This window comes from Paraburkholderia franconis (genome assembly GCF_009362735.1).
GTDB classification, from domain to species: Bacteria; Pseudomonadota; Gammaproteobacteria; order Burkholderiales; family Burkholderiaceae; genus Paraburkholderia; species Paraburkholderia franconis.
The window spans coordinates 40,725-58,621 of sequence record NZ_WHNP01000002.1; the positions used below are offsets into that span (position 1 = coordinate 40,725).

At 65.1% G+C, this 17,897-nt stretch carries 13 protein-coding genes; 6 read left to right on the forward strand and 7 right to left on the reverse strand.

What is annotated here, in order from left to right; all coding sequences use genetic code 11:
• Positions 1-63: 63 nt before the first annotated feature.
• Positions 64-2,190, reverse strand: a complete 2,127-nt coding sequence (locus GCT13_RS01980; RefSeq protein WP_152755111.1) for a D-(-)-3-hydroxybutyrate oligomer hydrolase — start codon at positions 2,188-2,190, stop codon at positions 64-66.
• 585 nt (positions 2,191-2,775) lie between these two features.
• On the reverse strand, positions 2,776-3,132 hold the full coding sequence (locus GCT13_RS01985; RefSeq protein ID WP_152755112.1) for a BON domain-containing protein: 357 nt from the start codon (positions 3,130-3,132) through the stop codon (positions 2,776-2,778).
• Between the two features lie 585 nt (positions 3,133-3,717).
• On the opposite strand from GCT13_RS01985, the gene GCT13_RS01990 reads away from it, so the two are divergent.
• From GCT13_RS01990 to GCT13_RS02000, 3 genes are all read left to right on the forward strand, one after another.
• Positions 3,718-5,289 (forward strand): TAXI family TRAP transporter solute-binding subunit, encoded by a 1,572-nt coding sequence (locus GCT13_RS01990; protein WP_152755113.1) that lies wholly within the window; start codon positions 3,718-3,720, stop codon positions 5,287-5,289.
• Between the two features lie 156 nt (positions 5,290-5,445).
• Positions 5,446-6,090, forward strand: a complete 645-nt coding sequence (locus GCT13_RS01995; protein ID WP_152755114.1) for a DsbA family protein — start codon at positions 5,446-5,448, stop codon at positions 6,088-6,090.
• Between the two features lie 323 nt (positions 6,091-6,413).
• Positions 6,414-7,364, forward strand: coding sequence for a LysR substrate-binding domain-containing protein (locus GCT13_RS02000; protein WP_152755115.1), 951 nt, complete (start codon positions 6,414-6,416; stop codon positions 7,362-7,364).
• 119 nt (positions 7,365-7,483) lie between these two features.
• Here GCT13_RS02000 and xdhC read toward each other — a convergent pair whose 3' ends face one another.
• The 3 genes from xdhC to xdhA form a co-directional block, all read right to left on the reverse strand.
• Positions 7,484-8,074, reverse strand: a complete 591-nt coding sequence (gene xdhC / locus GCT13_RS02005) for a xanthine dehydrogenase accessory protein XdhC (protein WP_152755116.1) — start codon at positions 8,072-8,074, stop codon at positions 7,484-7,486.
• A 21-nt stretch (positions 8,075-8,095) separates the two neighbouring features.
• Positions 8,096-10,459: a xanthine dehydrogenase molybdopterin binding subunit gene (gene xdhB, locus GCT13_RS02010; protein ID WP_152755117.1), complete on the reverse strand. Its 2,364-nt coding sequence runs from the start codon at positions 10,457-10,459 to the stop codon at positions 8,096-8,098.
• Between the two features lie 61 nt (positions 10,460-10,520).
• The gene (gene xdhA, locus GCT13_RS02015; RefSeq protein WP_152755118.1) at positions 10,521-12,038 is read right to left on the reverse strand and encodes a xanthine dehydrogenase small subunit; all 1,518 of its coding nucleotides are present in this window, start codon (positions 12,036-12,038) and stop codon (positions 10,521-10,523) included.
• Positions 12,039-12,436: 398 nt separating this feature from the next.
• Here xdhA and GCT13_RS02020 point away from each other — a divergent pair, with 398 nt between their 5' ends.
• Positions 12,437-13,648 (forward strand): MFS transporter, encoded by a 1,212-nt coding sequence (locus GCT13_RS02020; RefSeq protein WP_152755119.1) that lies wholly within the window; start codon positions 12,437-12,439, stop codon positions 13,646-13,648.
• Between the two features lie 77 nt (positions 13,649-13,725).
• On the opposite strand, the gene GCT13_RS02025 is transcribed toward GCT13_RS02020, so the two are convergent.
• Entirely contained in the window at positions 13,726-14,970 is a 1,245-nt protein-coding gene (locus tag GCT13_RS02025) for a pyridoxal-phosphate-dependent aminotransferase family protein (protein ID WP_152755120.1), read from the reverse strand.
• Positions 14,967-15,230, reverse strand: a complete 264-nt coding sequence (locus GCT13_RS02030; protein WP_152755121.1) for a hypothetical protein — start codon at positions 15,228-15,230, stop codon at positions 14,967-14,969. The genes GCT13_RS02025 and GCT13_RS02030 overlap by 4 nt, the downstream gene beginning before the upstream one ends.
• Before the next feature lie 556 nt (positions 15,231-15,786).
• Between GCT13_RS02030 and GCT13_RS02035 the strand changes: the two genes are divergently transcribed.
• Together GCT13_RS02035 and GCT13_RS02040 are read left to right on the forward strand one after the other, a co-directional pair.
• Positions 15,787-16,773 (forward strand): LysR family transcriptional regulator, encoded by a 987-nt coding sequence (locus GCT13_RS02035; RefSeq protein WP_152755122.1) that lies wholly within the window; start codon positions 15,787-15,789, stop codon positions 16,771-16,773.
• A gap of 51 nt (positions 16,774-16,824) precedes the next feature.
• Entirely contained in the window at positions 16,825-17,829 is a 1,005-nt protein-coding gene (locus GCT13_RS02040) for a 2-hydroxyacid dehydrogenase (protein WP_152755123.1), read from the forward strand.
• Positions 17,830-17,897 lie beyond the last annotated feature (68 nt).

The following is a 17,897-nucleotide window of genomic DNA, read 5'->3' on the forward strand; positions in this document are numbered from 1 at the left end:
AGGAGCGGCGTAATCGTTGCTACGACAAGCGGCCCTTCATGCGCTTCATGCCCTTCATGCTCTTCACTTGGGCACGTTCACCGCGCCCGCTCCCACCTGAATCGCATTCGCACCCGGGCTCATCGAGATCGCGGGCAGATTCGCCGTCGTCAATGCAGGCGCAGCACCCGGCGTGCCACCGCGCGGCACCGCGCGAATCACCTGCGACGGCGGCAGCGGCGCGCCGCTCTTCAGGTAATTCCACATCAGGTCGAGTGCCTGGATGTTGTAGTAGTGAACCGGGATGAAACGCGTGTCGAAGCCGGCCGTGCTCAGGAACGCGTCGAAGTGCTGGCCGTTCATCACTTCATAGAACGACAGCTGGCTCTTCGATCCCTCCGTGATGTTGTTCATCGCCAGATACGCGCGCGATGCGTGATTCACGGGCACGAGCGCATCGCTGCGCCCCTGCACGATGATGGCCGGCTTGCCATGCAGATTCGCGGTCACGCGGATCGCGTTGACGTTGTCCTGCATGCGCTGATCGCCCGTCGTCCACAGCGCGCGCAGACACGCGGCGCCCGTGAAGCTGGCGTCGGCCGTCGCGAGCCGGTGGTCCGCTCCGCCCGGCGCCGACGCGTTGTTGTAGACGAGGTTGACGCCGTTGGTCGGCGGCACGCCGTTGCCCAGGCCGAAGATGGAGAACATCGGCGGCGCCGTCGGGGGCACGCCCGCTGCGCCCGTCGTCGCATTCGTCGTGCCGAAGCTGAAGCCGCACAGATTGTCGATCACGCTCGACTTCGTGTACGCGTTCGCATACGTGACGGCGACAGCGGGCACGGCCTGCGAATCCCACATCGGCGCGTGCAGGAGGTCCGAGTCGGTTTCGTAGCCGGCCGCGTGCAGACGGTCGAGCGCATCGTTGGCCCGGCTCGTTTCGTCCGCACCGCTCACGAAGCCGCCCGCCGCCAGTGACGCGCAGCGCGCCGCGCGGATCGCCTGGGTGGTCGCGAGCGGCAGCGCCGTCAGATACGGCGAGCCTGCCGCCGCCGTCGCGGCCGCCGCGCACGGCTGCAGCATGTTCGCGTAGGTCATGTAGTCGGCCAGCGGCGCGCCCGCTGCGGGAATGGGGACGGCGCCCTCCAGCACCTTCGCCGACGACGCCATGCGCAGGTTGATCTGCGGCTCGCCGACGACGACAGCCGTGATCCATCCTTGCGTGTCCTGCTCGGCCGCCGCGAGCGACGCGCCGCCGCCATTGCTGACGGACGCCGCAATCGTCGTGATGCTGCCGGGGCTGTAGCGCACGCCGTGCTGCTGTCCGTTGTTATCGACGGTCGGCGCGAACTGCTGGTTGAGCGCCCAGTATGCGAACTGGACGGCTTCGAGCGTGTTCTTGCCCCAGTCCTGCTCGGGGTTCTGCTGCGAGTGCGCATGCTTGAACGCGTAGCGGTTCGGGAACCCGATGTTGAACGTCGACAGCGCGCTCGACGACACGTTCGCCGTGAACAGGCTCTTCGTGCCCGCCGCCGTTGCCGCCGCGACCGTGCCGTTCATCAGCGTGACGAGGCTCGTCGCCAGCTCGTGCGCGCCGTTGCCGCCGCCCTTGTCGGTGTAGGCGACCGCGCAGCCGCGCTTGAGGCCCCACTCGCCCGCCGCCGAAATCGCGCCGTACACGCCGCGCGATCCCGACGATGTCGCCGTGACGATGCACGGGTTGTTCGGGTCGAACGTGGACGGCACCTGCACCATCAAGGTCACGTTCTGCTGGCCGGTGCCGTTGTCGGCAAAGGCGAGATATTCGGTGCCGGCGATCTTACCCTCGCCGAGCGTGTCGTTGCCGTTCAGGTCGACGTTGGGCCCCCAGAAGCGCCCATAGCCGCCGTTCGCCGACATGTCGACGAGCGCCCGGTAGTTCGACCAGATCGCAAGGCGGCGCAACTCGGCGGGCGTCGGCGCGGCGGAGTTCGCGAACGAAGGCGGCGTTGCCGAGCCGAGGCCCGTCTTGCCGAGGCCGCCCGTCAGCAGGTCGTCGCTGTTGCCGTCATAGGCGGTCGTGGTGACGCTGCTGGAAACCACGAACGAAGGCAGCGCGTTGGTGGTCGGGTTGTTGTGGTGATCGTCGCCGTGGCCACACGCGGCGAGCAGTATCGCGGACATCGTCGTGCAAAGAGCAGTGGCGGCACGTCTGAACGGCACTTTCCCTGTCATCGTCGTCTCCATTGTCCTGTTGTGTCGGCGCCTGGGCTCATCCGCTGCCGTCAGTCGAAGCACGCAGCGGGCGAGCCGACGGCGGCTGCTTCAATGCAAGTTTCGCGCCGAATCCACGGATGTCGCGCCGCGCGCGCTGCCGTGCAGGTTCACTGGGGGTTCGCGCGATTCAGAAGCGCGAACGCGAGCCACGTGGGCCGTCTTGCGCCGGAGACAGTCCAGCGGCGGCAACACCCGCCTCGAGACGCCCGCATGACTTGGAATATCGGATGGATGCGGCTTTCGAGGCAACCCGCTGTCCGTGTACGCACGGAGACGGCGGTCGAGCCATCCCGTTTCGTGGAAACGGGGGCCTTCGCACAGCCGTTTGCCGCGCGGCCCCCCGGCTTGCCGAACGCACGCGCAGCGCAACGCCGCGCAAATCGCACAAAGCGAAACGGGCTTCCGTTCGGCACGGAAGCCCGCTTGTCATTCTGACCGGTAAGGGCGCCGCAAGATGCACGGTGCCGCCCGTCGCGCTGTCCGTCATCCGCTACCCGCGCCATCCGGACCGCGGTCCGTCCGGCGCGAGCGAGGCGGCATCGCTTACTGCTGCTGGACGTTGATCTTGTTCGACACGGAAGTCACGCCCGCCACGCCCTTCGCCACTTCGCCAGCCTTCTGGATCTGGTCGTTGTCGGGCGCGGTGCCCGTCAGCGTGACTGCGCCGCCACGGGCGCGGACGTTGATCGCCGATACGTCGAGGCCTTGCGTCTTCGCGAGCGCCGCGCGGACCTTCTTGCCGAGCGCGCGGTTCTCCTTCTTGGCTTCCTTCGAGTTGGCGGCGGGCGCTGTCGCCATCGTGCCGCTGGACATGGAGTCGCTTGCCTGGGCATACGTGTGGCATGCGACGACCATTGCGACAACACCACCCAGTGCCTTCAGAAAATCGACCGATTTCATGACTTCTCCTTTTTGCTTTGGTTTGGACCGCGTTTGGCTAGCGGCTTGGTTACGACTGCGGGCGACCCGATTGCACGCGGCGCTCAAAGGCGCAACGAGGCAATGGCGGGCCTGGAGCGTTGTCACGGTCTGCGAGAGAGGCATTGGAAGGTGCGACGGCCGGCGCTACTGATGCGCAGCGGTTCATTTACGCTGGCCGTCCGCCGCGCGCCGGCAACGCGCCCTGGTCTCGTGAGTCCGGCCGGGTCGCGCAGCGCAAACGTTGATTCGCGGCAGCGATGCCAATGTAATCTAGCCGCGCAAGTTCTGCAAAGGATATCGCGCTTTCGTCGCGCTTCGCGTTGGAACTTCGCGCTTCGTTGCCCCCGCGCGCAACAGATGTCGAATGAATGCCGCGCGTTTGTGGCACCGCGTCTCGGTTGCGCGCGCCGCCGCGCCTTCAATCTCATGTACCATCGGCGCGAACGTCGAAACGGGCGGGCGGTATTTGCAGCAGATGCAGCCGATGCAGCAGACGGGCGCGAGCCGTTGCGCCCAGAGAGCCCGCCCGACATCATTGAACCAACCTGACCGCTACGCATTCCCATGAAGCCTTCCGACGGACGTCCACCGGAACGCACTCCTCGCCGCAAGCAGCCCCACCTCGTCGCCCGCTTCGTGGCGATCTCATGGCGCGATCTCGCCGTGTCGTTCGGCCCGATCCTGCTGATCAGCGCGATCGCGATCTACATCGCCGTGCGCCTGATCCAGCCCGCGCCACCCGACACGCTGACGATGGCGGCCGGCCCGAAAGGCAGTACCTTCTGGGTGGCCGCGCAGAAGTACAAGGCGATCCTCGCGCGCAACCGCATCACGCTCGACGTGCTGGAGACGGAAGGCTCCGCCGACAACCTCAAACGTCTGACCGATCCGCATGCGAACGTCGATGTCGGCTTCGTGCAGGATGGCATCGCGCCATCGAAGGCGACGACGGACGGGCTGATGTCGCTCGGCAGCGTCGCGTATGTGCCCGTGGCGATCTTCTATCGCGGCGCGATGGTCACGCTGCTGTCGGAGTTCAAGGGCAAGCGCATCGCGATCGGCGCCGAAGGCAGCGGCACACGCGAGCTGGCGCTGCAGCTGCTGAAGGCCAACGGCATCACGCCCGACGGCCCGACGAAGCTGCTGCCGCTGTCCGGCGACGACGCCGCGCAGGCGCTGATCGCGGGCAAGATCGACGCGGCCTTCCTGACGGGCGACAACGCGCAACCTCCCGTGATGGGCAAGCTGTATCGGACGGCGGGCGTGCAGTTCTACGATTTCACGCAGGCGGGCGCGTATGCCCGGCGCTTTCCGTTTCTGACGCAGCTCGAAATGCCGATGGGCTCGTTCGACCTCGGCAAGAACCTGCCGTCGACGACGCTGCACATGATCGCGCCAACGGAAGAACTGGTCGCGCGCGATTCGCTGCATCCGGCGCTCTCCGATCTGCTCATCGAAGCGGCGCGCGAGGTGCACAGCAAGGCGAGCGTGATGCAGAAGGCGGGCGAATTCCCTGCGCCGCTCGCGCACGACTTCCCGATCAGCGACGATGCCGCCCGCTACTACAAGTCGGGCAAGGGCTTTCTCTACCGCATGCTGCCGTTCTGGCTCGCGAGCCTCGCGGACCGGCTGCTGGTCGTGCTGGTGCCGATCATCGTCGTGCTGATTCCGGGGCTGAGGCTCGTGCCGTCGCTGTATGCGTGGCGCGTGAAGTCGCGCATCTACCGCTGGTACGGCGCGCTGATCGCGATCGAGCGCGAGGCGCTCAACGATACGTCGGCGGCCGAGCGCGAGGCGCTCGTCGAACGGCTCGACAAGATCGAAGAGTCGGTCAACGGGCTGAAAATGCCGCTTGCCTATGCGGATCAGTTCTATGTGCTGCGCGAGCATATCGGCTTCGTGCGGGCGCGCCTCACGCGCGATTCGGAAGCGGTGGCGGCGGCCGCCGCGCGTGACGTGACGGGCGAAACGCAATCGGCCGATGCCAGCGGCTCGTCCGGTTCGCCGGACGCGGCTGACAAGGGACGCGCCCATGACGGTGGCGCGATCAGCCGCGCCGAAGCACGCGCCGCCAGTCATGAGGCTCATGAGGGCCACGAAGGGTCGAGCCACGAAGAGCCGGGCCGCGACACGTGATCGCTCCTGCGGACGCCTGCCCAAGAGCCGCACGCAACAGCGTCATTTCATCGAATGATGCGAACGGGGCGTGCTTTGCGTAAGATCGAATCAACCAGAACGGGCTGACGCGCGGCATCCGCGGCAGCCCGTCGACTCAGGAAACCGGGAGACATCATGACCGATGGCATCGACGCCACGCAGCCACTGTGGTTTTACGACTTTGTCTCACCGTTTTCATATCTGCTGCTCGAACAGCACGATAAATGGCCGGAGCTGCCGTTCGTGGTAACGCCCGTGTTGCTGAACGATCTGTATCGCCACTGGGGGCATCGCGTCGCCTACGACGTACCCGCGAAGCGCATCTTCACGTACCGCTATGCGCTCTTTCGCGCCGAGCAACTGGGCATTCCGTTCCGGATGCCGCCCGCGCATCCGTTCGACTCGGCCAAGCCGATGCTGCTCGCGACGGCGCTCGGCGCCGACCTGAACACGGTGCGCGAGATCTTCCGCTTCATCTGGCGCGACGGCCGCGATCCGTCGACGGCGGACGGCTTTGCTGCGCTGTGCAAGCGCCTGAACGTGCCCGACGGCGAGGCGCTGGTCGCGCGCGAAGCGACGCGCGCGCAACTCGCGCGTAACAGTACCGACGCGATCGCCATCGGCGTATTCGGCGTGCCGACGTTCTGGCTGAACAAGCAGCTGTTCTGGGGTGAAGACGCGCTGCCGATGGCGCTCTACTGCGCGCGCACGCCGAACTGGCTCGAATCGAAGGAAGTGAAGCGCATCACGTCGCTGCCGTCGGGGCTCGCGAAGGCCTGAGCGAGCGGCGTTTCGTGCGGGGCGCGCCGTAGCGAGGCGACTGCTGCACGGCGGCAAGGCGCGCGATGCTTGCGACGCACGTCGTGCCTGGCGCGGCACCTGTTGCACGGCACCCGCTGCACGGCGCCCACAAGTTGCGTGGCACACGGTCCGTGATGCCCGTCATACCGCTTGCGCTATGGCCGGCGCGGGGCAAACGGGCCTAAGGTTATAGCTTCGCGCGTGCGGTGCCACGCCGGCAACGGGACCACTGCCCCCGCGCGATGCACGGTTCGACACCGCATTCGAATGCCTTCAACGGGCCTTCCCCGCCCCGCCGATTCATGGACGACAACGCCGCCGCCTCACTCGATATCTGGCTCGTGCGTGTGCTGCGCACGCTGCTCGTCGAGCGCAGCGTCACGCAGACCGCGTTGCGGCTGAACCAGACGCAGCCCGCCATCAGCACCGCGCTGCGCAAGCTGCGCGAAACGCTGAACGATCCGATCCTCGTGCGCGGCAAGGCGGGCATGGTGCCGACGGAATACGGTGAATCACTGCTCGCCTCCGCGCAGAAGGTGCTGCGCGACGTGGATTTCGTCGCGACGCCTCACGGCGACTTCGATCCCGCGCGCTCGCGCCGCACGTTCCGCATCGCCGCGCCCGATTATCTGAACGACTTCTTCATGCCGACGGTGATCGCGCAGTTTCGCGAGGCGGCGCCCCACGCGCGGCTCGAAATAGAATCGCTCGGGCCGCTGCTCGATCATGTGTCCGCGCTCGATGCCGGCGAGCTCGACCTTGTGATCGGCAACTGGCCGAAGCCCGACACGCGCTTCGAGCGCAGCGACCTGTTCTCCGATACCGTCGTGTGCATGATGCGCGCCGATCATCCCCTCGCGAAAGCGCCGCTGACGCGCGACGCATATCTCGCCGCGCCGCATCTCGCACCCGCGCACTACAGCGGCTCGCGCGGCGGCGCGATCGACACGGGGTTCAAGCGCGCGAACGCGTCGCGGCGCATCGTTGCCACGCTGCCCTACTTCGGGCTCGTGCCGCAGGTGCTGCTGCAATCCGACCTGATCTTCACGACGACGCGCCGCTTCGCGCGGCATTACGCGGAGATGCTGCCGCTCGCGGTCGTCGACGTGCCGATTCCGTTTCCGCGCATTAAGTGCTATCAGATGTGGCATCCGCAGCCGGACCGGCCAAGCGACATCGCGTGGCTGCGCGGGCTGATGGCACAGGTGTCGGAGATGCTGGTGGCGACGAAGGGGCGGCGGGGGACGAAGTAAAGCGCCGCGAGATCATTCGCAGGTGCTCGCACGAAGCGAAGCAAGAGAAAGAAGCGAACGCAAAAAAACAGGCGCGGCAAGCCTCCTCGCCGCGCCCGCTGGAGGAATCGACGGCCGCTTCAAACGCCGATACAGGTCGCGTTCTGAGCCGAGCCAAAATTCGCGAGAGAAACCTGCTGCGTACGCACTTGCAGCAGCTCAGCACACACGGCCACCGCGATCGACGACGGTGCCTTGTCGACGATCCCCGGCACGCCGATCGGACAGGTCATTTCAAAGAGACGCTCCGGTTCGACGCCCCGATCGATCAAACGACGCTCGAACTTCACGCGCTTGGTCTTCGATCCGATCAACCCGAAGTACGCGAAATCGCGCCGCCGCATAATGCGCTCGGTCAGCGAAAAATCGAGCGCGTGATTGTGCGTCATCACGAGGAAGTACGCGCCCGGCGGCGCCTCGTCGACGATGGCAGCGGGCGTGTCGGTCGCTTCGACCTGCACGTTCGCGGGCACTTCGTCGGGAAACAGTTCGTCGCGTTCGTCGACCCATTGCACGACGCACGGCAAACGGCCAAGCAGCGCGATCAGCGCATGACCGACGTGGCCCGCGCCGAACAGCACGATATGCATCGGTGGCGGCAACTTCGTCGCGTGGCCGCTGCGCCGTCCGATCTGAACGGGCATGTCTGAGAAAGACGGAACGCGCGTCATGGCGAGCCTTATAACTCGAGTTTAGTGCCGGTCCAGGCGGGCGACACGGACCGCGCCGATCGCCTTCAGGATTTCTTCGCCGGTCGCGGGCGCGTTCAGCGGCGGATTCACCTTGTAATCGCCGACAGCGGCCACCGCATCACGGATCGCGAAGAACACGGAGAAAGGCAACAACAGCGGCGGCTCGCCCGTCGCCTTCGAGCGGTGAATGCTGTCCTCCGCGTTGCGATTCTTGAAGAGACGCACGCGGAAGTCAGGCGGCGTGTCATTGACAGTGGGAATCTTGTAGGTGGATGGCGCGTGCGTCATCAGCTTGCCGCCCGCGTTCCACCACAGTTCCTCCGTCGTCAGCCAGCCCATGCCCTGAATGAAGCCGCCTTCGACCTGGCCCACGTCGATGGCCGGGTTCAGCGACGCGCCCACGTCGTGCAGCGCATCGGCGCGCAGCACGCGCATTTCGCCCGTCAGCGTGTCGATCACGACTTCGGAGACGGCCGCGCCATACGAGTAGTAGAAGAACGGCCGCCCTTGCAGCTTCGCCTGATCCCAGTAGAGCTTCGGCGTCGCGTAGAAACCGTCGGACCACAACTGCACGCGCGCGACATACGCTTTCGCAATCACCTCTTCGAACGGCACGATGGCATCGCCGACCAGCACGCAATCGCCCGCGAATCGCACCTGCGATGCCGTCACTTCGCCCGCGCCGAACTTGTCGGCGGCGAACGCGGCGAGACGCTCGCGCAACTGGCGCGCCGCATCTTGCGCGGCCTTGCCGTTCAGGTCCGAGCCCGTCGATGCCGCCGTCGCCGACGTGTTCGCGACCTTCGACGTATCGGTCGCCGTCACGCGCACGCGATTGAAGCTCACGCCCAGTTCGTGCGCGACCACCTGCGCGACCTTCGTGTTGAGCCCTTGGCCCATTTCCGTGCCGCCGTGATTCACGAGCACCGAGCCGTCGGTATAGATGTGAACGAGCGCGCCCGCCTGGTTGAAGTGCGTCACGTTGAACGCGATGCCGAACTTCACGGGCGTCAGCGCGAGGCCCTTTTTCAGCACCTCGTTGTTGCGGTTGAATTCGAGCACTTCGGCACGGCGCTTGCGATAGTCGCTCGTCGCTTCGAGTTCGTCGATCAGCTCGTGAATCACGTTGTCTTCGACGATCTGGCCATACGGCGTCTGGTTGCGCCCGGTCTTGCCGTACAGATTGCGGCGGCGCACGTCGAGCGAGTCCTTGCCGAGCGAACGCGCGACATCGTCGATAATGTACTCGATCGCGAACGCACCCTGCGGGCCGCCGAAGCCCCGAAACGCCGTGTTCGACTGCGTGTTCGTCTTGCCGCAGAAGCCGTCGATGGCCACATCCGACAAGTAGTACGCGTTGTCGAAGTGACAGACGGCGCGCGTCATCACGGGGCCGGACAGGTCGGCGGAAAAGCCGCAGCGCGACGTCATGTCGACGGACACGCCTTCGATCACGCCTTCGTCGTCATAGCCGACGTCATACGTATAGTGGAAATCGTGGCGCTTGCCCGTGACCATCATGTCGTCGTCGCGATCGGGACGCAGCTTGACGGGACACAGCAGCTTCCACGCAGCAAGCGCCGCGCAGCACGCGAACAGCCCCGACTGCGATTCCTTGCCGCCGAAGCCGCCGCCCATCCGGCGGCATTCGACCAGCACGTTGTGCGAGTGGACGCCCAGCATGTGCGAAACGAGGTGCTGCATTTCGCTCGGATGCTGCGTCGAGCACCACACGTGCATGCCGTCGTCGTCCTTCGGCACCGCGTATGAAATCTGGCCTTCCAGATAGAACTGCTCCTGGCCGCCGAGCAGCATCTCGCCCGCTTCGCGATGCGCCGCGCGCGCAAGCTTGGAGGCAGCATCGCCGCGCGCGAGCTTCATCGGCGGAATCACACTCTGGTTCGCGGCGCGCGCTTGCTGCGCCGTCAGCACGGCAGGCAGTTCCTCGAATTCGAATTCCGCACGACGCGCGCCGAGGCGCGCCGCATCGTGCGACGTCGCGACGACGATGAACATCGGCTGACCGACGTATTGCACGACGCCGTCCGCGAGAATCGGATCGTCGCCTTTGACGATCGGCGCGCAGTCGTTGTGGCCGGGAATGTCGTCGGCGGTAAAGACGGCGACGACGCCGGGCGTCGCACGCACCTTGTCGAACTTCATCGACACGATCTTCGCGTGCGCTTTCGGCGACAGCCCGAGCGCCGCGTGTAGCGTGCCCGCGAGTTCGGGGATGTCGTCGGTGTAGGTTGCGCGGCCGCTCACGTGCAGATGCGCGGATTCATGCGGACGCGACACGTGCACTTGCGTGAAGTCGGCGAGTTCCGTGGCGTCCTTCAGGAACGGTTCGGCTTGCTGGTTCATTCTGCTGGTTCTCCGTCCTTGCCGACCAGAGTTACTCTGGTTCCAAGCAGGGCTGTTTGCGTTAAGCCGTGGCGCCGGCTGCTTCAACTGCACGCACATCGAGCGCGCTCTTTTGCAGCGGATCGTTCGGGCGCGTTTCGAGCCAGAAGCGGTACAGCGTGTTCTTCGCGGCTTCGAGGCGATAGCCGCTCGTCGCGCGCATATCGGTGAGCGGCTCGTAGTCCTTCGCGAGCGCGATCATCGCGGCCTGCGCGGTGGCTTCGTGCCAGTCGGCATCGGCGAGCGCGGCTTCCGCATGCGTCGCGCGCTTCGGCGTTGCCGCCATGCCACCGAACGCGATGCGCGGCTCGCGAATCGTGTCGCCGTCCGCGACGAACGAAAACGCAGCGCAAACGGCGGAAATATCCGAGTCGAAGCGCTTCGAAATCTTGTATGTGCGGAACGTGAAATGCCTGCGCGCTTCGTTGCGCGCGGGCACCTTCAGGCCCACGACGAACTCATGCTCAGCCATGTCCTTCTTCTGATACGCGACGTACAGGTCTTCGAGCGGCAGCTCGCGTTCGACGTCGCCGCCGCGCAGCACGACACGCGCGCCGAGCGCGATCAAGCCGGGCATCGAATCGCCGATGGGCGAACCGTTCGCCACGTTGCCGCCGAGCGTGCCCGCGTTGCGAATCGGCAGCGACGCAAAGCGCAGCCACATCTCGGTGAGTTCGGGATACTGCTTCGCCAGTTCGGCATACGCGCCTTCGACCGTCACGCCCGCGCCGATTTCGATCCAGTCGTCGTTTGTCTCGACTTTCTGCATCTCGGTGACCTGGCCGACATACACAATGTGGCCCAGGTCGCGCATCATCTTCGTGACCCACAGGCCGATGTCGGTGCTGCCCGCGAGAATGCGCGTCGTCGGCGCATCGGCCTTGATCTTCGCGAGCGCGTCGATCGTGCGCGGCGCATCGAACGTCTGGCCGTTGAATTCGTAGTGGAAGGTTTCGCCGCGCTCGAGCGTCGCGAGCTTTTCGGCCAGCGCTTTCACGTCGACGGGCGCTTTCGGCGCGGGCAGCTGGAACATGCGCTCGGCCGCATCGACGATCGGGCGATAGCCCGTGCAGCGGCACAGGTTGCCCGTCAGCGCGTTGGCGATCTCGGCGCGGTCCGGCACGGTCCGGTTCGCGCACACATGCTCGTGGCCATGCTTCTCGTACATCGACCACATCGACATCACGAAGCCGGGCGTGCAGAAGCCGCATTGCGAGCCGTGGCACTCGACCATCGCCTCTTGCACGGGATGCAGGCCGCCGTCCGGCTGGCGCAGGTCTTCGACGGTGAAGAGACCTTTGCCGTCGAGCGTCGGCAGAAACTGGATGCACGCGTTGACAGCCTTGAAGCTGACGCCGCCCGCTTCATTGCGCTCGCCGATCACCACCGTGCACGCGCCGCAATCGCCTTCCGCGCAGCCTTCCTTGGTGCCCGTGCAGCGCGCGTCTTCGCGCAGGTATTGGAGAACCGTGCGGGTGACGGGTGCGTCGGTGATCTCACGGATCGCGTTGCGATGATAGAAGCGGATCGGCTGGCTCATGTCTCGTGCTCATTTCGGTTATTCGCATCCGCATGGGGAATGCGGACGGTGCGGCTGACGGTTCGAAAAGTAGCATCATCAATAATCACAACCCATAGGCTCGATCGCATGGGGGACATACAGCTGGAGCGATAAATTGAGACGGCGACGGGCCGCTGCGCTTATGTCGCCAAGTCCGTTTCGAGCTATTTTCATTACCACTTGCTCATATCGGACAGCCTATGCGCTGACAGTGCGCGATCAAAACCCGCCAGAAGCCGAGAAAATTGACGGGAACCCGTCAGAACCACCGTTCAGCCCCGTTTCATCGGTGCGAAAAATATTGAGCAGGGTCGGCAAAGGAATCGGTTCCATGGGAAAATCATGCCTTTGCGCCGATTTCAAGTCTCGTTTTCCCCATGTCCGTCAACTCCGCTACGCCGCGCAGCGAATTTGCGACCACGTTGCAGATCATTCCCGTCGTCTTCTTCACGTTCCTTTGCTACCTGACGATCGGCATTCCGCTCGCGGTGCTGCCGGGCTACGTCCACGACGATCTCGGCTACAGCGCCGTGCTCGCGGGTCTCGCGATCAGCGTCCAGTACTTCGCGACGCTCGCGTCGCGGCCACTGGCCGGCCGGTCCGCCGACACGCTCGGGCCGAAGAAGACGGTGACGATCGGCCTGATCGGCTGCGGCGCGAGCGGCGTGCTGCTGCTCGTGGCCGTGCTGCTCGGCCGCTGGCCGGCGCTAAGCCTCGGTCTGCTGGTGCTGAGCCGCCTCGTGCTCGGCTTCGGCGAAAGCCTGTGCGGCACGGGCGCGATCCTGTGGGGCATCGGCCGCGTCGGCACGACGAACAATGCGCGCGTGATCTCGTGGAACGGCATCGCCACTTACGGCGCGCTCGCGATCGGCGCGCCGCTCGGCGTCGCGATTGCGCATGCCGTCGGGTTCTTCGCGCTCGGCGTCGTCGTGATCGCGCTCGCGGCGCTCGGCTACTACCTCGCGCGTCTGATCGCGCCCGTGCCCGTCGTGCATGGCGAACGCATGTCGTATCGCAGCGTGTTCACGCGCGTGCTGCCGCATGGCATCGGGCTCGCGCTCGGCTCGGCGGGCTTCGGCTCGATCGCGACGTTCATCACGCTCTTCTACGCGGCGAACCACTGGCCGAACGCGGCGCTGTCGCTGACGGTGTTCGGCACGCTGTTCATCGGCGCGCGGCTTTTGTTCGCCAACACGATCAAGACGTACGGCGGCTTTCGCGTTGCGATTGCATCGTTCTCGTTCGAATGCGCCGGCTTGCTGTTGCTGTGGCTCGCGCCCGTGCCGCACGTCGCGCTGGCGGGCGCCGCGCTGACGGGCTTCGGCTTCGCGCTGGTGTTCCCGGCGCTCGGCGTCGAAGCGGTGGGACTCGTGCCGCCCGCGAGCCGTGGCGCTGCGCTGTCCGCGTATTCGGTGTTCCTCGATCTGTCGCTCGGCGTGACGGGGCCGCTGGCGGGCTATATCGCCGGCGAGTTCGGCTACGGCTCGGTGTTTCTGTTCGCGGCCGTCGCCGCCACAGCCGCCGTCGCGCTGTCGACGATGCTCTACTTGCGCAACGCGCGCACGCCGAACGCGCCGGCAGCGGCGTGACGGCCGTCTGAATCCGGATCGAAAAAAAGCGACGCCGCGTGCGTCGCTTTTTTTCATCGGCGGCCCGCTTTCGCCGATCAGGCGTTCAGCGCTTCGCCCTTCGCGCTATTCGCGAGCGACCGCTCCAGCGCCGCGACGCCTGCGGGCAGATCGACATTCACGCCCAGATCGATCATCGTCCGCCCGAACGCGTGCAGCGTGCGGAACAGGTTGTGTTCGCGGGCCTGCTCCCCCATCTGGCCGATTCGCACGATCGGCAAGCCGAACGACCCGGAAATCTCGACCTGATGATGACGCGAGATGTGCCCGCAGATGTCGCCGGGCGTGAGATCGGGTCGGTCTTTCGTCGGCACTTCGATGCCGACCACGGAGTTCAGCCGGCACGCGGCGGGCGCGTACAGTTGCAGACCCATTGCGCTGATCCCCGCCTGCAGCGCGAGCGAGCACTTCAGATGCCGCGCGAAGCGCTTTTCTAGCGTCTCCGCGCACACGAGCCGCAGCGCCTCGTGCAGCGCGAGCACGCCCGACACGGGTGCCGTGTAGTGATAGCCCGCGTTGTGCCAGAAGTTCTCGGCCAGCGATGCGTCGAGGCACCAGTGCGCGCTTGCATGCGAGCGTCCTTTCACGCGCTCCCACGCCGCATCCGAAAACGCGATCAGCGATACGCCCGGGATCGACGACAGCCCCTTCTGCCCGCCCGTGATGACGGCATCGATGCCCCATGCGTCCATTTCGAGCGGCATCGTCGACAGCGTGCACACGGCATCGACGACGACCAGCGCGCCCGCCTTCTTCGCGAGCGCCGCGATGTCCTTCAGGTGATAGTTCCAGACGGTGTTCGAGGTCTCGCCCTGAACGATCGTCACGATCTCGGGACGCACGCGGCGAATCGCCTCCTCGACCTGTTCGAGCGTCGCGACCGTGCGGTCCGCGACTTCGAGCAGGGACACATCCGCGCCGACGCGCCGTCCCATTTCGGCCATCCGCGCGCTGAAGAAGCCGTTCTTGATGCTGAGCACGCGCGTGCCGGACCACGCGAGATTGGAGATCGCCATTTCCATCGCCGCCGAGCCCGGACCCGCGACGCCCAGCACCCACTTCGAGTTCGTCTGGAACACGTAACGCGCCATCGTCTTCACCTGTCCGACCACCTTGGCCATCGTGCCGCCCAGATGGTTGATGACGATCGCATTCGCCTTCGCGACGGCGGCGGGAATCGGCACGGGGCCGGCGCCCATCATCAGAAGCGGTTCTTCGGGAAGAATTGCATCGAGCGATTCGACTTCGGGACAGGGAACGACGTTGGACGTTGTAGGGGTCATGACGGAGACGCACGAAAAATGAACGTTGCAGGAAAACGGCCCACCGCGCGCAGCAGCACCTGCGCACGGCGGGCCATCTTTCGATCATTCACCGATATTCGCGCTTGCGCAAGCGTTCGGAGAAATTCAATGACGGATCCGGGAGAGCCGTCGTTACTCGATGTTGGTCGCTTGACCTCTCTTCTCTCAAACGCGTCCTCGTCGTCGAATGCGATGCCGATGTCCTCGTACAGCGCACTTGCGGCTGCGAACCCCATCATTATGGATTTTCGTATGAATATTTTTAAAAATTATGCGCGCATTAACTCGTCCATCGGATTAACTGGATTAATTGGAAGGTGCGCACGAATAACGACAGGGATTAACCCGTGTCATCCGAAACGGGAGGTAATGCGACGTATTCGTATCAGCCACCGGTATTGGCGCTTTTGACCGATATCAAATCAGCCCGTGCCGCTTCCTTTCAGCCAGACATTGTTCCCTCGCAAAGCCGTCGAACGGCGCGAAAACCATTTTTCAGCCGATGACTCTTTTATGTCCGCATTTGAAGCTTGCGAAATCGCCTAGTCTGATTCCGCCAGGCTAAAGCAAGTTGGTTTTTACAATTGCGAAATAACATCGTTCATTCGATAAATATTGAAATTCCCAGCCACTGTCAATACTATTTTTTTGGACGACCTGGTAAAAATTCCAGAACCGGCAATCGTTTGTAATCGGCCGGTACACCGCCAGCGAGGCCGATGCGGAAAGCACACTGCCGCACGCCACGCCGGGTCAACGACGCGCGGCTAAACCGCGCTTTGCGAGGGCGCTACCATGAATCAGATCTACGCTATGCGGGTCTTCGTCCGGGTTGCGGAGACACAGAGCTTCAGACGCGCGGCCCAGCAGCTGAAGGTGTCGAACGCGCTGGTCACACGTTCGATCGCAACGCTGGAGGCGCATCTGCATGCGCGCCTCATCAATCGCACGACACGCAATCTTTCACTCACAGAAGCGGGCACACACTATCTGGAGGGTTGCCGCGGCCTGCTCGAAGAACTCGATCTTCTGGAAGGCTCGGTGGCGGGCACCGAGCGCGAGCCCAGCGGCACGCTGCGCGTCGTCGCGACAGCCGCACTGTCGCCCCAAGCCCTCACGCAATTGCTCGACGGCTACCGGCGGCGTTATCCAAAAGTGTGCATCCGGCTCACGCTCACCGAGCGCGCGCCGCATCTGCTCGAAGACGGCTACGACGTCGGCATCTTCATCGCGGAGCATGGATCGTCGGGGCATAACGCGGAGATCGACAGCGTCGAACTGTCGTTCGCAACACAGCGACTCGTGCCGTGCGCCGCGCCCTCTTACCTCGCGCTGCGCGACGAGCCGCGCCATCCCGAGCAACTGGCGCTGCACTCGTGCATCGCGACGCCGGCCGAGCAGCGCGGCCCGATAGCATGGCATTTCGTCGATGGGGATGGCGACCCGCGACCCGTCGCGTTCGAACCGTCGTACACGGTGAACAGCCGGCTACTTGTGCGGCTCGCCGCGATCGCCGGCATGGGCGTCGCGGTGCTGCCCGAAACGCTCGTCGCCGACGACTTCGCGACGGGTGCATTGAAGCGCATCATGCCGGACTATTCGGTCGATGAATCGCGGGCGAAGGTGTCGCTCGTCTATCCGCGCCGCCGCCACCTGCCGACGAAGACGCGTACATTCATCGATTACACGGTCGAGCATGCGGGATGCGCGGAGCCGGAGGTTCCCACGAACGCGCATGCGATGATGGCGCACGAACTGCACGTCGTGCGGCACGCGTCATAGGCAGCGCGGCGTCGCCAACACGCCGGCGGTGCCCACAGGAGTCCGGAATCCATGCGCATGATCCTGTTCAGCAGCCGGCAGTACGACATCGACACGTTCACCGAGGCGAACACCGCGTTCAAGTACGAGTTGCACTTTCAGGAGTCGCATCTCGATGCGGACACAGCCGTGCTCGCCGACGGTTACGACGTCGCGTGTCCGTTCGTCAACGACACCGTCGATGCGGCGACGCTCGAACGCCTGCACGCGGGCGGCACGCGGCTGATCGCGCTGCGCTCGGCGGGCTTCAATCACGTCGATCTGGCGGCGGCTCAGCGCCTGGGCATGCCCGTCGTCAGAGTGCCCGCGTATTCGCCGCACGCGGTCGCCGAGCATGCGGCGGGACTGGTGCTCGCGCTGAACCGGAAGCTGCCGCGCGCCTTCGCCCGCACGCGCGAGGGAGATTTCTCGCTGAACGGGCTGCTCGGTTTCGACCTTCACGGCAAGACAGTCGGCGTGATCGGCACGGGCATCATCGGCCGGTGCTTTGCGCGTGTCATGGCCGGCTTCGGCATGCAGGTGCTCGCGCACGACCCCGGTCCTGAGTCACCCGAAGTCCTCGCGCTCGGCGGGCGCTATGTGCCGCTCGATACGCTGCTTGCGGAGTCGGACGTCGTGAGCCTGCACTGTCCGCTGCTGCCCTCGACGCACCACCTGATCGACAGCCGCGCGCTCGCGAAGATGAAGCGCGGCGCAATGCTGATCAACACGGGGCGCGGCGGGCTGGTCGAAAGCAATGCGCTGGTCGGCGCGTTGAAGAGCGGCCAGCTGGGACATCTCGGGCTCGACGTGTACGAAGAGGAAGGCGGCATCTTCTTCGAGGACCACTCGAATCAGCCGCTGCAAGACGATGTGCTCGCGCGTCTGCTGATGTTTCCCAATGTGATCGTGACCGCGCACCAGGCCTTTTTCACGCGCGAGGCAATGACCGAGATCGCGCAGACGACGCTCGGCAATGTGAAAGCGTGGCGCGAGGGGGCGCCGCGCAATGTCGTCGAGGCGCCGGCGAAGGGATAAGCAGCGCACAGCCGGATACGTCGAAGCGGCCAATGAAGCAACGAAGGCCAGCGCGATGATGCGGACTT

Bases quoted from the DNA above. Each gene is read 5' to 3' on its own strand.
- GCT13_RS01980 (WP_152755111.1), bottom strand. From the start codon at position 2,190: ATGACAGGGAAAGTGCCGTTCAGACGTGCCGCCACTGCTCTTTGCACG.
- GCT13_RS01985 (WP_152755112.1), bottom strand. From the start codon at position 3,132: ATGAAATCGGTCGATTTTCTGAAGGCACTGGGTGGTGTTGTCGCAATG.
- GCT13_RS01990 (WP_152755113.1), top strand. From the start codon at position 3,718: ATGAAGCCTTCCGACGGACGTCCACCGGAACGCACTCCTCGCCGCAAG.
- GCT13_RS01995 (WP_152755114.1), top strand. From the start codon at position 5,446: ATGACCGATGGCATCGACGCCACGCAGCCACTGTGGTTTTACGACTTT.
- GCT13_RS02000 (WP_152755115.1), top strand. From the start codon at position 6,414: ATGGACGACAACGCCGCCGCCTCACTCGATATCTGGCTCGTGCGTGTG.
- xdhC (WP_152755116.1), bottom strand. From the start codon at position 8,074: ATGACGCGCGTTCCGTCTTTCTCAGACATGCCCGTTCAGATCGGACGG.
- xdhB (WP_152755117.1), bottom strand. From the start codon at position 10,459: ATGAACCAGCAAGCCGAACCGTTCCTGAAGGACGCCACGGAACTCGCC.
- xdhA (WP_152755118.1), bottom strand. From the start codon at position 12,038: ATGAGCCAGCCGATCCGCTTCTATCATCGCAACGCGATCCGTGAGATC.
- GCT13_RS02020 (WP_152755119.1), top strand. From the start codon at position 12,437: ATGTCCGTCAACTCCGCTACGCCGCGCAGCGAATTTGCGACCACGTTG.
- GCT13_RS02025 (WP_152755120.1), bottom strand. From the start codon at position 14,970: ATGACCCCTACAACGTCCAACGTCGTTCCCTGTCCCGAAGTCGAATCG.
- GCT13_RS02030 (WP_152755121.1), bottom strand. From the start codon at position 15,230: ATGATGGGGTTCGCAGCCGCAAGTGCGCTGTACGAGGACATCGGCATC.
- GCT13_RS02035 (WP_152755122.1), top strand. From the start codon at position 15,787: ATGAATCAGATCTACGCTATGCGGGTCTTCGTCCGGGTTGCGGAGACA.
- GCT13_RS02040 (WP_152755123.1), top strand. From the start codon at position 16,825: ATGCGCATGATCCTGTTCAGCAGCCGGCAGTACGACATCGACACGTTC.